We start from the raw sequence: 15,607 nt of genomic DNA, 5'->3' as shown, positions 1-15,607 counted from the left end.
TAACTTTAAAATGAGGGAAAAGGCATTTCTGCATAATGTAAAATTATACTGCATACTAATTTTAGTTTTATTAATTCCTGTTGTCGTTTTTTCGCAAAAGAAAAAGAAAAAAGAGGCAGAAACAGAAATCGTAAAAGATTCTACAGCCTCTAAAAAAGGAAAATCATACAATGACCTTATAAAAAAAGGCACTCTTAAAAAAGGTTTATTTAATATCATTCAGGTTAAAACCGATATTTATTTCGAAATTCAGGATAGTTTATTTAAAAGAGAATTTCTGGTTGTAAACAAATTATCTCAGGTTCCTTTTCAGGTTAATGATACCGGACTTAACAAAGGAATGAATTATGAAAATAAAATAATATCCTTTTATAAAGATACAATTGCAAAGAAAGTCTGGGTAAAATCATATTTACCAAAAGTTTCTTCACCAAAAGAAGATGCGATTACGGCATCTGTCATTGATAATTTCTCTGAATCAATTATAGAGGTTTTTGATATTGAAACCAAAAACAACGATTCGAGCGCTGTTGTAATTAAAGTAAATAAGATTTTTGACGGAAAACAAAAAAGCTTCAATGATGTTTTGAGCAACATTGGTCTTGGCGGATCTGTAAAATCGGAGCTTTCTTATATAGAAGGTTTAAAATCTTTTCCTAAAAATATTGTAGTAAAATCACAGCTGACAACTTCTATCAGCGAAGGCGGACCGGCATTATCGGTAACGCTTGGTGTGACAAGTAATATTATTTTATTGGACGAAACTCCAATGAAACCTCGTTTTTCTGACAAGCGAATTGGTTTCTTTACCGAAAAGCATTGGTATTTTGCCGATGCACAGCAGGCAATGCTTGAAAAAGAATTGATTACCCGCTGGCGTTTAGAGCCAAAGAAAGATGATGAAGAACGATATTTGAAAGGCGAATTAGTAGAGCCGAAAAAGCCAATCGTGTATTATATTGATCCATCGACCCCAAAACAATGGAGAAAATATATCATTGACGGTGTTCACGATTGGCAGGTGGCTTTTGAAAAAGCAGGCTTTAAAAATGCGATTATTGCAAAAGAACCAACTGAGAGAGATTTAGATTTTGATGTTGATGACGTACGTTATTCTGTCATTACGTATGCTGCTTCGCAAAAATCGAATGCCATGGGACCATCTGTTGTTGACCCTAGGAGTGGTGAAATTATCGAAGCTGACATTATCTGGTGGCACAATGTAATGACCTCCCTTCAAAGCTGGATGCGCATTCAGACCGGACCAATTGATCCAAAAGCGAGAGGAAATACCTTTAGCGACGAACATATGGGAGAAGCAATTCGTTTTGTTTCGTCTCATGAAGTAGGACACACATTTGGTTTAAAACACAATATGGGATCTTCGTTTGCTTATGATGTTGAATCTTTACGTTCTAAAGAATTCACGGCAAAAATGGGAGGAACAGCTCCATCAATCATGGATTATGCCCGTTATAATTATGTGGCCCAGCCAGAAGATGGTGTTACCGTAATTACTCCAAAAATTGGAGAATATGATAAATATGCTATTGAATGGGGCTATAGATGGTTTGGCCCAAACGAAAACGAAACTGTAAACTTGAATGCTTTAATCACAAAGCACCAAAATGACCCGATTTATTTTTATGGAGAACAACAAGGAAGTATAATTGATCCTCGTTCTCAGTCTGAAGATTTAGGAAATGATGCGGTTAAAGCAAGTGAATACGGCTTAAAAAATCTAAAACGTGTTGTAGACAATATCCTAAACTGGACATACGATAAAAATGAATCCTATTATGAGACAGGTAAACTATATATTGGAACAATTGGGCAATGGCAAATTTACAATAGCCACGTTATGAACAATATTGGTGGTATTTATCTTAATACAACGGTTCATGGAGACAACAAACAAAGTTATGTTCCGGTTCCGGCAACAATGCAAAAAAGGGCGACTGATTACTTGGTTAAAAATTTGATTACGATTCCACAATGGCTGTTTTTTAATGACATCTTAGAAAAAACAAATCCGCTGAAAGACTCACCTATTGGACCTTACGAATATACTCCGTACACACTTGCAAGAGAATTGCAATACGACGTTATGTATAATTTGTTCAGTGATGACCGTTTGCTTCGAATGACAGAAAATGAACTATATCAAAGAAACAAAACCAAAGAGGCCGTTTTTACCGTAAATGAGTTGTTTAAAAAAATACATCAGAACGTATTTGCAGGAACCATCCAAAATAAATCTTTGACTATTCTTGAAAGAATGACACAGAAAAATTATGTTGATGTTTTGATTGTTTCGACAAATAAATTATTTGAAAAAACAGATGTTAAAAAAACCATCGAAATTCAGCAGACTTTAAACATGCCACACTTATGCAGTTATTTGGATGATGCTCATATGGTTAGAAATATCAATCAATCAGCATTAAAAAGAGTAACAGAAGTAACATCAGATAAAAAAGGAGAACTAAGCAAAGTACTTCAGTTATTAAGAACAAAAAGAAGTACCGGAGATCAATCGACCCAAAACCATTACCGCGATTTAATACAACGAATCGACAAAGCCCTGAATAATACAACCTTTTAATACATAACCCAAATCCAAAAACATGAAAAAAATTTTACATGCCCTACTGCTGTTCCTGGCCATCGCAGGATACTCGCAGGAAACCCGAACTATTACGGGAATCATTCAGGACGAAAGTGATAAATCTCCTATCCCGGGAGCTTCTATTTTTGTCGAAAACAATTCGATTTCAAATAAAACGTCAATGGCGGGAATTATCCAGAGTTCAACTATTGGAACTACTACCGATTTTGATGGTAAATTTCAATTAAAAATAGCAAAAAATGTAACTTCCCTGAGAGTAACTTTTATGGGATATGTTTCATATACTTTAGAACTTTCTGCACAGAAAGACTATACTATCAACTTAAAATCTGAAACTGCAAAGCTTCAGGAGGTTGTGGTAACAGGTTACCAAAAAATTGAGAAAAGAAAACTTACTGCCGCTGTTACCAAAATTGATATGGCTGCGATCCAGCAGACAGGGGTTTCCAGTATTGACCAATTATTAGTTGGACAAATTGCAGGGGTTGCTGTTAGTACTCCATCTGGAGCACCTGGAGCACTTGCAAAAATCAGAATCAGGGGTACGGCTTCTCTTAATGGTACGCAAGATCCTTTGTGGGTACTTGATGGGTTACCATTAGAAGGGAATGAAGTTCCTCAAAACTACGACAAAGACAATATTGACGTATTAAACAACTACTCTATTGCTGGTCTGAACCCTGACGACATTAAAGACATTACGATTTTAAAAGATGCTGCTGCAACCGCTATTTATGGAGCCCGTGCTGCTAATGGTGTTATTATTGTGACAACAAAAAAAGGTAAAGCAGGTAAAATGGTGGTAAGTTTTAATACCAACACTTTTATCACACAAAGACCTGATTTTTCTAAACTAAATTTGATGAATTCTTCAGAAAAAGTTGATTTAGAACTTAACATGGCAAGCCGTGCCGATTTAACTTACAGAGACACAGGAGGAGATATTGCCCGTATCTTAAACGGTTCTAATGAATTAGATGCATTCAGAACTGGTGGGTTCTCTTCTTTGAATCCTGCAACGCAGCAATCGATTAACGATTTAAGAAATAATAATGCAGACTGGGGCAATTTATTATACCAAACTGCAGTAAATACACAGCATGGTTTAAGTTTATCTGGTGGTGGAGAAAAATCTGACTACTATTTCTCTTTAGGATACTATGATGAGAAAGGAACTACTGTTGGAACTGGTTTCAAACGTTACAACTTAACGTTAAAAAATAACTTTGAAATTACAGACAAGTTTAAAGTAGGTGTTGGAATCTTTGGTTCTGAAAATAAAACTACATCTTATTTAACAGATACTGGTGCATTTACCAACCCTGCAAACTACTCCAGAAATGTAAATCCATATTTAACACCATACAATGCTGATGGAAGTTATAAATACGATCAGGATATTACAGGTTTCTCAGAACGTCTGGTTCCTTTTAATTTCTTAGAAGAAAGAAACAACACTTCTTATGATTTAAAAACCAGAGCTGTAAAAGCTTTATTGGATGCTGAGTACAAAATCACAAGAGATTTAAAAGTAACTTCTCAGTTAGGTTTACAATTGGATAATAGCTCTAGTGAAAAATTCGCTGATAAAGAGACTTACTATACCAGAAATCAAAAAGAAAAATCACGCTATTTTAGTAACGGATCTTACAAATATTTCCTTCCTGAAGGTGGCGTCATTCAAAACTCAAATACAGATTTCTTCCAGTACAACCTAAAGACGATGGTTAACTACAAAAAGATTTTTGGTGAAAAACATGAAATTGAAGCCATGGCTGGTAATGAGTTAAGAAGAAATTACAATACTTTAGTTTCAACAAAAGGTTTTGGTTATGATAAAAACAATTTAACTACACAGCAGATTGTTTTCCCAAATCCTGGGGATGCGACTGAATCAACTTATAAAACGTATACTAAGACTGAAAACGAAAATGCTTTTGCATCATTCTTCGCTACAGCTTCTTATACATACGACAAAAAATACAGCTTCTTTGGAAGTGTTAGATACGACGGTTCAGATTTATTTGGTGTAGATCCTAAATACAAATATTTACCACTTTGGTCAACATCTGCTTCCTGGACAGTTTCTGAAGAAGATTTCTTAAAAGAGAATTTAACGCTTTCCAACCTAAGACTTCGTGCTTCTTATGGTTTACAAGGTAATATTGACAAAAATACTTCTCCATATGTAGTAGGATCAAATAGCACAGGTACCATTCTTCCTGGTCAAACAGAACCAACAATTGTTGTTACAAGCCCTCCAAACGATAAATTGCGTTGGGAGAAAACTCAAAACATTAACCTTGGTGCAGACATAGGTCTTTTTAATAACCGCATCAACATTGTAACTGATTTTTACGGAAGAAAAAGTACAGACTTACTTGGTTTAAAAGCGCTTCCTTTAGAAAATGGTTTTGAGTACACAAACATGAACTGGGCACAAGTAAGCAATAAAGGTTTCGAAATTACTTTATCTACCAGGAATATTGACCGTCAAAACTTTAAATGGAATACAAGTATTAACTTATCCCACAACAAGAGTAATATAGACCGTTTACAGGTAAGAGATAATAGTTCTTTACCAAACCAGGAGGGGCATCCAGTAAATGCTGTATTTGGATTTAAAACAAACGGAATTGATGAAAACGGATATCCGTTATTTGTGAATAAAAAAGGCGAAACCGTAAATACACAAACTTTCTTTGGTTTGTATGATCCTTATGCTGATTTTTTCCCTGGGTTATTAACTCAATCAACTTTAAATCCAGATCAATTCAGAGATTTGTTTACGTACCTGGGAGATAAAGATCCTAAATTTACAGGTGGTATTACAAATACTTTTAAAGTAAGCAATTTCGATCTTACAATTGCTGCTTCTTTTAATATCAAGCAAACTGTTACCAGAACACCTCCATATAATGGAACACAGGTAGACAGAGGTCAAAACTACAGTAGAGATATCTTAAATGCGTGGTCTCCAACAAACACATCATCTAATTTACCTGGAATTACAAGTCAGGATTCTGGTACGGGAGATTCATATATGTCATATTTATGGTATTCCGGATCAAACCAAATCCCAACTTACAATTATTTAGATACATGGGTTAGCGAAATGAGCTATATGAGATTAAGCAGTATGCGTTTAGGGTATACATTCCCTAAAGCATTGACGGATTATATAAACATTCAAAGCATCAGATTCAATGTTGAAGCAAGAAACTTATTTGTAATCAGTTCCGATTACAAAGGTTACTTTGACCCGGAAACTTTCGGAAGCATTTATGCACAACCAGTTCCTAAATCATTCACTTTAGGATGTAATGTAACTTTCTAAAAAAAAATTAAAGATGAAAAAATTCTCAAAATATATAGTACTTTTTGTTACCGCAATTGCTGTAACAAGCTGTGATGATTATCTGGACATTACTCCTGTTGGACGTGTTATGCCAGAGACTCTTGAACAATACCGCGCCGTTTTAACACAGGGCTACATTACATACCCTGAACACAAATCACTGACAGCACTTCGTACAGATGAGTTGACAATGAATGAATTTGCTGATGAAATTAATGTTTATAAAGACATTTATATCTGGAAAGATACTAATCCGGATCGTATTACAACTACGTTTCAGTACCAGGATCTGTATAGTGCAATTTTTTATACGAATGTGATAATTAATGAAGCAACTCCAAAACTAGCTGTATCAGAAGAAAGAAACCAACTAATTGGAGAAGCATATGCCTTAAGAGCAATGGCTTATTTTGATTTGGTTAATCTTTTCGGGAAACCTTACAATGCTGCAACTGCTGCCTCAGACAAAGGAGTTCCTTTGGCGTTGGAAATTGATTTAGAACAAGCTTTTGTTCCTCAAAGTGTTGAAGTCATTTATAACCAAATTATATCTGATACACAGGAAGCTAAGAAATTAATAAACCTAAATACGCAGACAGCAGGTAAAAATTACCGTTTCTCTAAAGCTGCTTTATACAGTTTAGAAAGCCGTATTTATTTGTACCAACAGCAATGGCAAAAATCTTTGGATGCTGCAAACAATGCGTTAGCAATCAATAATAATTTAGTTGATTTAAAAGCTACTTCGGTTTTTGCAACTAAATACGATTCTAAAGAATCTATCCTTGCATTGGAAGATGGCTACATTAACGGTCTTAAAGGAACTTCATACGCTTCACCAGATTTAATTGCGGCTTACAGTAAAACTACCGATTTGCGTTTCCCACTTTACTTTTTAGCAAGTGGAAGCCGTTACAGAATTCAAAAAGGAGGTAATGATGATCAAAAATGTTCTTTCAGAACTTCTGAATTGTATTTGACAAAAGCAGAAACTTCATTACAACTTAATAATATTTCTGATGCTAAAACAACCGTTTTAAGTTTCATCAAAAACAGATACACAGCAGCTGCTTACACGCAGCTTGAAATTGATGTTAATGGAATGAATACAGCTGATTTAACAAATTTCATCTTAGAAGAAAGACGTCGTGAGTTTGCTGTTGAAGGACAGCGTTGGTTTGATTTAAGAAGAACCTCACAAAAACAAATCGTTCACACTTTCAATGGAGAAGATTTTACATTAATGCAAAATGATCCGCGATATACCATTATTTACCCGGCAAACGCGAGATTAAACAATCCCAATCTATAATACCTATTGTTTTTTTTTAAAAGGGTCCAGTTTTGTAACTGGGCCTTTTTTGTTTCTAATTTATAATCAATAAAAATTTTTCTTCTTTAACTAATTATTAACCTTATCTGATATATTTGCAAATTAAATAGCAGCTTCACTTGTTTGGAGCTTTTGTAACCTTACGTCCAAAAAAGAATGAAAATTGCCATTATTGAAGATGAATATCTTGCTTCCAGTTATCTGAAATCAATTTTAGAACAGCAAAATATTTTAGCAATAACAGAAATCACAGTTTTGAAGTCGGTAAAAGAAGCGGTATCTTTTTTTTCTGGGAACCAAATCGATTTAGCCTTTATGGACATTCATATTGGGGATGGAAAAAGCCTTGAAATTTTTGAGAAGGCAGCAGTCTCCTGCCCAATCATATTCATTACCGCATACGATTCTTATGCTATCTCTGTTTTCAAACATTTTACCATTGATTATCTTTTGAAACCTTTTGAAGAACAGGAGTTATTAGAAGCCATCACCAAATTCAAAAAAATAAAAGACAGTTTTAATAGTGATGTTACTCTACAATCTTTAGTGGCATTAGAAAATCCGGAAACAAACAAAATACAGCGTCATTTTCTCGTAAACCACGGATATAAGCTTATTTCTATTAACGAATCAGAAATCACTTATTTTGCGGCATCAGGAAAACATTTATTTATCTATGCAAAATCCGGGAACAGCTATTTATACAATAGCACTCTTACTGAAATCATCAATAATCTAGATCCCTTCATTTTCTTTAAAATAAATCGAAAATATATCGTAAACCGAAATATTATAAAAGAAGTTGTTAAACACAACAACCAAAAAATTGAATTGATTCTTACGGTTCCGGCAGTCGAAAATGACCCTATAATTATCAGCAAAAAAGAAATAAATAATTTTAAAAACTGGCTTGACCAATAAATCACAACTCTGTTTTTTTTAAAAAATTAAAATTCTCCAAAAAACACAAAATCTTTTTTTTTTACAAGTTTATATTTTTAAGCCGTTCAAAAAACAGTTTAAAAGTTAAAATAGCGTTATAAGAATCATAAAATTAATAGTTCATAACCAGCATTATAGCATTATTTTTTTTGAATTATTTATCTTTGAGTTCCTAAAATTCAATGCAAAAGAATATGCCACAGATTAGATTTTATCCAAATGAGGAGTTTAAAGAAATAGAAGTTAATGAATCATTACAATTTCGATATGCGATTTCAAACAAAGGAAGATTAGTTAGTTTTACAGATGATATACAAAACGGGCGTCTTTTAAAAGGAGGGCTCAGCGATGGATATCCTACCTTTAGATTCAAGGTCAAAAAGGATGATAAAATCATCAATAAATATCTCTTTCTTTACAAATTAGTTGCACAATATTTTATACCAAAACAATCTGAAGAACAAACTTACGTACTTCATTTAGATTATATCCGAAATAACGACGACGTTAAAAACCTGCGTTGGGCCACGAGAGCCGAAATGATTGCACACAGCCGTAAAAGTCCGCACGTTATCCAGGCAAAAAAGAACCTGATTGAACACAATATAAAATCAGACGGCAGAAAATTAACCACTACAAAAGTAATGCTGATCAAAAAAATATTAGCACGTCCTGAGCAAAAAACACGATTAAAGATGATTGCAAAACAATTTGGCGTAAGCGAAATGCAGATCAGACGAATTGCCAGCGGAGAAAACTGGGGGCACGTAAAAATTTAATTATGAATTGTGAATGGTTAATTATTAATTATTAATGATATTTAACCTAATAAGTCTAAGAACCTTAAAGTTCCTGGACTTTGTTTATTTTGGAAACATACCTGTTTTTCAGATTTATCTTCAAAATATCAATTTACAATTCATAATTCACAATTTACAATTAACAATTCCCGCTATTTCTGTGAAAAGGCCAAAATCTGAAACGGTAAAAATAAATTTTAAATCATTTTTTAAAATAAATCCTTAAATTCGCAATCACAAATAACAAAGAAAAATCGGAAAGTGAGTTTCGAAATTATAAACCTCATTTTCGGTATTTAAAACTAAAAACCAAAAAAATGAAATACGACGTTATTGTTTTAGGAAGTGGTCCCGGAGGATATGTAACAGCAATCAGAGCATCACAATTAGGCTTTAAAGTAGCTGTAGTTGAAAAAGAAAATTTAGGCGGTGTGTGTTTAAACTGGGGATGTATCCCAACAAAAGCATTGCTGAAATCTGCTCAGGTTTTTGATTATCTAAAACACGCTTCTGATTACGGATTAACAGTTTCTGAATTTGACAAAGATTTCTCTGCAGTTGTACAGCGCAGCCGTAGTGTTGCAGAAGGAATGAGCAAAGGAGTTACTTTCCTGATGAAAAAAAACAAAATTGACGTTATTGAAGGTTTCGGGAAACTAAAACCGGGAAAAAAACTGGATGTTACAGACAAAGACAATAAAGTTACCGAATATAGTGCTGACCATATTATCATTGCTACAGGAGCCCGTTCACGCGAACTTCCAAACCTTCCTCAGGATGGTGTAAAAGTAATTGGTTACCGTCAGGCAATGACATTACCAACACAGCCAAAATCTATGATCATCGTAGGTTCAGGAGCAATTGGTGTAGAATTTGCACATTTTTACAACTCTATGGGAACAGATGTTACTATTGTAGAATATATGCCAAATGTGGTACCGGTAGAGGACGAAGATATCTCAAAACAATTTGAAAAATCTTTGAAAAAAGCGGGTATCAAAGTAATGACTAATTCTTCTGTAGAAAAGTTAGACACTTCAGGAGCAGGCGTAAAAGCTACCGTGAAAACGGCAAAAGGAGAAGAAATTCTGGAGGCTGACATCGTGCTTTCTGCAGTTGGAATCAAAACAAACATCGAAAACATCGGTTTAGAAGAAGTTGGTATCGCTGTTGATAGAGATAAAATCCTGGTAAACGCTTACAATGCAACTAATATTCCAGGTTACTACGCCATTGGAGACGTTACTCCTGGACAAGCTTTGGCGCACGTAGCTTCTGCTGAAGGAATTAACTGTGTGGAAAAAATTAAAGGATTACACGTAGACCCAATCGATTACGGAAACGTTCCGGGTTGTACATACGCAACTCCAGAAATTGCTTCTGTTGGTTTAACTGAAAAACAAGCTAAGGAAAAAGGATATGAATTAAAAATTGGTAAATTCCCGTTCTCAGCTTCAGGAAAAGCAAAAGCTGCCGGAACCCCTGACGGATTTGTAAAAGTAATATTTGATGCCAAATACGGAGAATGGTTGGGATGTCATATGATTGGTGCCGGAGTTACCGATATGATTGCTGAAGCAGTTGTAGCGCGTAAACTGGAAACTACAGGTCATGAAATCCTAAAATCGATTCACCCTCACCCAACTATGAGCGAGGCTGTTATGGAAGCTGTAGCTGATGCTTACGGCGAAGTAATTCACTTGTAATAAAACATTTTACGGTTATATATAATTTCAATTAAGAATCCGATTTGTGAAAGCAAATCGGATTTTTTTATTAACATCTATCGGCAAAGCACACCCAAGAATTGTTGATAATGATGGTTTACCCCAAGGCAGAGCCATTTAGGTATCAATCGGAAGAAAGTAATTTTTTTAGTTTTATGAAAACCTTAGGTTTTCAAACTTTCCTCTATAACCCCGGGGGCAAGGCCTCGAGGAATTCAGCTGATTAAAAAGACATTCCATTTATCTTAAAAAAAATTTAATTTATAAAACATACCTATTCGTAACATTTTAGTATAAGATTCCAAAGTAAAGTTTCATAATAAAGTACTAATTTTGCATTTCCCAAAACCAAATCTACTCATGAAAAAAACTTTTTTCATTATTTTACTTTCTTTTGTTTTACTGAATAGTTTTTATGCTCAAACAAAAACTGAAACACAAAATATTTTTGCAAAATCATACGATTATGTAAATGACTTCGAAAAAATACTGACTCAAAAGCAAATTGAAGATCTAAAGAGAATTTTAAAATCGGGTGAAACAAAGTCAAATCTAAAAATTTTGATTATAACGACTCCTGCGATAGAACCTTACACTGATCTTTCAGAATATGCATCAGATTTAGATAAATATTTAGTTGATAATTTAAAGATTAATGCCTCAATTTTAATTATCATAAGCAAAAAAATGAGACAGATTCAGGTACAAGCCTATAATAAATTGCTTAATAAGACTACAGGTAAAGAAATAGAAATGGAAAATATTGTTGCTACTTTTATAATACCCGAATTAAAAAAAGATGATTATAATAAAGGGTTACAACAAGGTGTATTGCAAATATTTAAAAATTTAGAATAAAGATACAAGCTGAAGATCTCTATATCCTCTAAAATTACTAGACGCTTTTCAAATTAAGAATCCGATTTATGAAAGCAAGTCGAATTTTTATGGCATGACCCGCAAAAAAGCGGGTCGGGCTATTCGCTAAATTCCCAATTAACAAAAACTACGGCTAAAAAGCTTTGTTTTTCTAAATCGGGAGATACCGCTGCTATCCCTCATTCGGCACCAGATTTAAAAAGAACCTCAATTTTTCGATTGATTTTTGTAATATAAAAGAGTTCAATAATGAGGAAATTTAAAAAAAACCAAATCATCAGGGATTTTATTTTTGAAAGTAATAAAAATCGTCAAATTATCTTTACAGCTACTTTAAAGGAACGTTTGGAAAGGCATTCATTAAATTTATAGCACTTATAAAAAACAGACCTCTACTCCAGCCCTGATGGGAGCGGCATCCTTTTGTGGCGGGGTTCGACACAAAAGATATAGCGGACAGCAGGACAGAAGCTGTGGTAAAATGAATACTTCTGCTGCTTATTAAGACAAATGTCACTCCTATTAACAAATTGTCTGAATTAGCGCTTAATTTTGTCTTTTCGATCCTTAACTTCTTGATTTTAAATAGTAAATTTGTTTTTATATTCGTGGACTCATTATCATTGAGAATAGTTTACAAAAACTGATTACTACACGCAAAGGACAGCTAAATGCCATTGGAAAAACCACAGACAGAAAATAAAAATAAGCTGGGTTCTAAAGGATAATATTCTTTTTTAATACACCGAAACAAACTAAAATTATTAAAATATTCAAGTAATCAGATTAACTTTGCGGCTAATAATTAATGTGACAAAACGTTTAAAAAGCAGCACTATGAATATTTTAGAATTAATGAAAAAGAGATACTCGGCAAAAAAATACAACGCTGAAAAGCCTATTCCTCAGGAAAAAATTGAAGCCTTGAAAGAAATATTATACCTCACTCCTTCTTCAATAAATATTCAGCCGTGGAAATTCACATTTATACAGAATTCTGAAATCAAAGCAAAATTAGCTTCCGTTTCGATGCACAATACCGACAAAATAAATCAGGCTCAACTATTGGTTGTATTTAGTGTTGCAGATGATCTGGATGCTTTTCAGGAAATTGTAGATACCGAATTACCAGAAGCCAGAAGAAATTGGTACAATCAGATTAAAGCAAGTAAGCCTGAAGCCGATTTAAAAATATGGCTGTCGCAACAAGTGTATATTGCACTGGGAGTTGGGTTAACGGCAAGCATTGCATTAGGCCTGGATTCGACTGCTATGGAAGGTATTGAATCTGATAAATACAAAACAATTCTTGATATGTCAGCCTACAAACCTTTATTTGCCATGGCGGTAGGTTACGGTTCTGAAGATGATTTTAACCGAATTGAGGTTACGCCAAAATCCAGAAGACTTCAGGAAAGTGTGATTGAAAGTATTTAAAAGGATGTCGGGCTAAGTTCATTCGGCTTCGCTCAGGATAAAATTAGTTGTAGTCCTTTCCGCTTAGAAGCCTTCGACTCCGCTAAGGGTGACACTAGAATATGATTGATTTTATTTTATATATTTACTTTACAACACCTTAAATAGCAAAAAACCAATCACTACATGACAACTGACATCATAGAATTAAACAATTTTATTGTACTTATCGAGCATTCCAATGCCGAAAAAACATTTGTTCAAAAATGTGAAATAGATGGCGATTGTGTTGGTTTTGCCTTTTATGGTTCCGGCAATGTAGCATTAGAGATCAAACACAATAATCAGACAAAATATTTAACGAATACAACAGGTTTGGCGATTTCTTTTTTTGGCAATCAGAAAGTAGAATTTGCCCATAAAATTGCGCCCAATAAACCGTTGCAATCGATTAGTGTCTTTACGAAACTTAAAAACCTACATACTTTATCGCAAGTCGAAAAAGAAATTTTCGAAAAACAATTGCCTGAGCTATTAGATCCTAAAGAGCATTTTGTAAAAGGGCCATCTTTTTTTATGACTTTGGATATGCAGCTGGCAGTTCAAAAAATTTTCAACACTACTTATTCCGGCAATGCAAGACTGTTGTTTTTAAAAAGTCAGGTTAATGAATTACTGTCCCATTATTTTGCCCTTTTGTCTAATGATAAAAAAACTGAATTTTGCGAAAAGGACAAAGAGAAACTTTTTAAGGCAAAAGATATCGTGAGCGATCAGTATTCAAAACCTCCAACTATCAACGAGTTATCAAAACTTATTGGTCTTAACAGCACCAAATTAAAAAAGAATTTCAAAGAGTTATTTGGGGTTCCAGTTTACAAATACATTCACGAAGAACGATTAAACAAAGCTTATGAATTACTTTCTCAAAGAGAGAAAACCGTTCAGGAAGCTGCCTGGGAAGTGGGTTATGAAAGTCTGAGCTCGTTTTCGAATGCTTTTCAGAAAAAATTTGGATCCAGACCCAACGAAATAAAAAAACAATTCTTTTCAAACAAATCTTAATTCTTTTCCGACAAATGATTTGGTTATGACTCTTGCATCTTTGCAGTATCATTAATCAAAAATCATGTATTATGGGAAATCAGAAAATTTTAGTCCTTGGCGGAAACGGAAAAACAGGCCGCAGGGTAAAACAATTATTAAAAAAAGTAAGCAACGCAGATGTTTACATAGGTTCAAGAAGTGGAATTCCTGCTTTTCAATGGGAAAACCCGGAAACCTGGCCTGATATTATTGAAGGTATTGATACGGTTTACATCACCTTTCAACCCGATCTTGCCGTTCCTTATGCATCTGAAACAATTCAGAAATTTGCAACTCTGGCGACTCAAAATGGGGTTCAAAAACTGGTGCTTCTTTCGGGAAGAGGTGAAAAGGAAGCTCAGGTTTGCGAAGAAATTGTAAAAGCTACAGCCAAAAACTGGACGATTGTCAGAGCCAGCTGGTTCAATCAGAACTTTAGCGAAAGCATCTTTTTAGAACCTATTTTAGCTGGTCATGTTGCTTTGCCAGGAGCGCAGACTCCAGAACCTTTTACAGATGCTGATGATATTGCCGCTGTGGTAACCGAAGCACTTTTGCATGAAAAACATAACGAAAAAACATACGAACTTACTGGCCCGAGATTACTCAACTTTGAACAGGCTATTGCCGAAATAGCAAAAATTACCGGCAGGGAAATCAATTTTCAAGCTCTTTCTTTAGAAGAATATAGTAACATGCTTCGAAAATACCAGGTGCCCGAAAATGAAATTTGGCTGGTAAACTATCTTTTTTCGGAAGTTTTAGATGGGCGAAATTCAAGTATTACCAGCGATATTGAAAAGGTATTAGGCCGAAAAGCAAAAGATTTTACCGACTACGTCAAGGAAACTGCCCAAACCGGAATCTGGAATACGACTAACCAATAAAAAAACATATTCTTCTATACCAATCCGATTTGCAAAGGTGAGTCGGATTTTTTTATGGCATGTCCCGCAGAAAAAGCGGGTCGGGCTGTACGCTAAATCTTTTGTTCCGTTGCTCTCCACAAAAGGATACCGCTTCCATCCCTCATACAACAATCGTTTTTCATCGGAATTTTTACACAATTAGGCCGTACTATTTTTCTAAATATCTTCTTGAAATAAATATTTGAAACAGAATTTTCTTATATTCATTATTCTTAAAAATCAAAAAAAATGAATTGGTCTTCTCAATTAATCCATCATAAAAAGAAATGCGAATCACTGTCTATTTTCAAAAAATACACAACAATTAATTGAACAGATCAGACAATTTGAAGGTATCAAATGGAGTTAAACCTTAAGCATATGGCATCTACCTGACACAATAGAAAACAGAGACCGATTTCAAATAGTTGCTCTCTCTTTTCCATTACCTTGCTTCTTATCAGAATCAGATAGTTAATGCCATAAAGTTATTTTTTAAAACCATCAAAGAAACTAAGATTGAAATTGA

At 34.2% G+C, this 15,607-nt stretch carries 10 protein-coding genes; all 10 read left to right on the top strand.

Features of this window, described 5'->3' with window-relative positions; all coding sequences use genetic code 11:
* Positions 1 to 10 precede the first annotated feature (10 nt).
* The 10 genes from ACEN2I_RS16870 (at position 11) to ACEN2I_RS16825 (ending at position 15,057) form a co-directional block, all read left to right on the top strand.
* Positions 11 to 2,605: a zinc-dependent metalloprotease gene (locus tag ACEN2I_RS16870; protein WP_441767278.1), complete on the top strand. Its 2,595-nt coding sequence runs from the start codon at positions 11 to 13 to the stop codon at positions 2,603 to 2,605.
* Positions 2,606 to 2,627: 22 nt separating this feature from the next.
* Positions 2,628 to 5,966, top strand: coding sequence for a SusC/RagA family TonB-linked outer membrane protein (locus tag ACEN2I_RS16865; RefSeq protein ID WP_441767277.1), 3,339 nt, complete (start codon positions 2,628 to 2,630; stop codon positions 5,964 to 5,966).
* A 13-nt stretch (positions 5,967 to 5,979) separates the two neighbouring features.
* A complete protein-coding gene (locus ACEN2I_RS16860; RefSeq protein ID WP_441767276.1) occupies positions 5,980 to 7,299 on the top strand; it encodes a RagB/SusD family nutrient uptake outer membrane protein in 1,320 nt (439 codons plus the stop codon).
* 177 nt (positions 7,300 to 7,476) lie between these two features.
* Positions 7,477 to 8,241, top strand: a complete 765-nt coding sequence (locus ACEN2I_RS16855; protein ID WP_441767275.1) for a LytR/AlgR family response regulator transcription factor — start codon at positions 7,477 to 7,479, stop codon at positions 8,239 to 8,241.
* 215 nt (positions 8,242 to 8,456) lie between these two features.
* The gene (locus ACEN2I_RS16850; RefSeq protein WP_441767274.1) at positions 8,457 to 9,041 is read left to right on the top strand and encodes an NUMOD4 domain-containing protein; all 585 of its coding nucleotides are present in this window, start codon (positions 8,457 to 8,459) and stop codon (positions 9,039 to 9,041) included.
* Between the two features lie 338 nt (positions 9,042 to 9,379).
* Positions 9,380 to 10,768 (top strand): dihydrolipoyl dehydrogenase, encoded by a 1,389-nt coding sequence (lpdA, locus tag ACEN2I_RS16845; RefSeq protein WP_441767273.1) that lies wholly within the window; start codon positions 9,380 to 9,382, stop codon positions 10,766 to 10,768.
* Positions 10,769 to 11,149: 381 nt separating this feature from the next.
* Positions 11,150 to 11,647, top strand: a complete 498-nt coding sequence (locus ACEN2I_RS16840) for a TPM domain-containing protein (protein ID WP_441767272.1) — start codon at positions 11,150 to 11,152, stop codon at positions 11,645 to 11,647.
* A gap of 858 nt (positions 11,648 to 12,505) precedes the next feature.
* Complete coding sequence (locus ACEN2I_RS16835) at positions 12,506 to 13,105, top strand: nitroreductase family protein (protein WP_441767271.1); 600 nt, start codon at positions 12,506 to 12,508, stop codon at positions 13,103 to 13,105.
* A 165-nt stretch (positions 13,106 to 13,270) separates the two neighbouring features.
* The gene (locus tag ACEN2I_RS16830; protein WP_441767270.1) at positions 13,271 to 14,149 is read left to right on the top strand and encodes a helix-turn-helix domain-containing protein; all 879 of its coding nucleotides are present in this window, start codon (positions 13,271 to 13,273) and stop codon (positions 14,147 to 14,149) included.
* Between the two features lie 71 nt (positions 14,150 to 14,220).
* Positions 14,221 to 15,057 carry an NmrA family NAD(P)-binding protein gene (locus ACEN2I_RS16825; protein WP_441767269.1) on the top strand — a complete coding sequence of 279 codons (837 nt, stop codon included), beginning with the start codon at positions 14,221 to 14,223 and terminating at the stop codon, positions 15,055 to 15,057.
* The last annotated feature ends 550 nt before the right edge of the window (positions 15,058 to 15,607 follow it).

Source organism: Flavobacterium sp. W22_SRS_FK3, assembly GCF_052113665.1.
In the GTDB taxonomy this organism is placed as follows: Bacteria; Bacteroidota; Bacteroidia; order Flavobacteriales; family Flavobacteriaceae; genus Flavobacterium.
Note: the sequence above shows the minus strand (reverse complement) of the source record. Positions and strands in the feature narration are given on the sequence as shown.

Bases quoted from the DNA above. Each gene is read 5' to 3' on its own strand.
- ACEN2I_RS16870 (WP_441767278.1), top strand. From the start codon at position 11: ATGAGGGAAAAGGCATTTCTGCATAATGTAAAATTATACTGCATACTA.
- ACEN2I_RS16865 (WP_441767277.1), top strand. From the start codon at position 2,628: ATGAAAAAAATTTTACATGCCCTACTGCTGTTCCTGGCCATCGCAGGA.
- ACEN2I_RS16860 (WP_441767276.1), top strand. From the start codon at position 5,980: ATGAAAAAATTCTCAAAATATATAGTACTTTTTGTTACCGCAATTGCT.
- ACEN2I_RS16855 (WP_441767275.1), top strand. From the start codon at position 7,477: ATGAAAATTGCCATTATTGAAGATGAATATCTTGCTTCCAGTTATCTG.
- ACEN2I_RS16850 (WP_441767274.1), top strand. From the start codon at position 8,457: ATGCCACAGATTAGATTTTATCCAAATGAGGAGTTTAAAGAAATAGAA.
- lpdA (WP_441767273.1), top strand. From the start codon at position 9,380: ATGAAATACGACGTTATTGTTTTAGGAAGTGGTCCCGGAGGATATGTA.
- ACEN2I_RS16840 (WP_441767272.1), top strand. From the start codon at position 11,150: ATGAAAAAAACTTTTTTCATTATTTTACTTTCTTTTGTTTTACTGAAT.
- ACEN2I_RS16835 (WP_441767271.1), top strand. From the start codon at position 12,506: ATGAATATTTTAGAATTAATGAAAAAGAGATACTCGGCAAAAAAATAC.
- ACEN2I_RS16830 (WP_441767270.1), top strand. From the start codon at position 13,271: ATGACAACTGACATCATAGAATTAAACAATTTTATTGTACTTATCGAG.
- ACEN2I_RS16825 (WP_441767269.1), top strand. From the start codon at position 14,221: ATGGGAAATCAGAAAATTTTAGTCCTTGGCGGAAACGGAAAAACAGGC.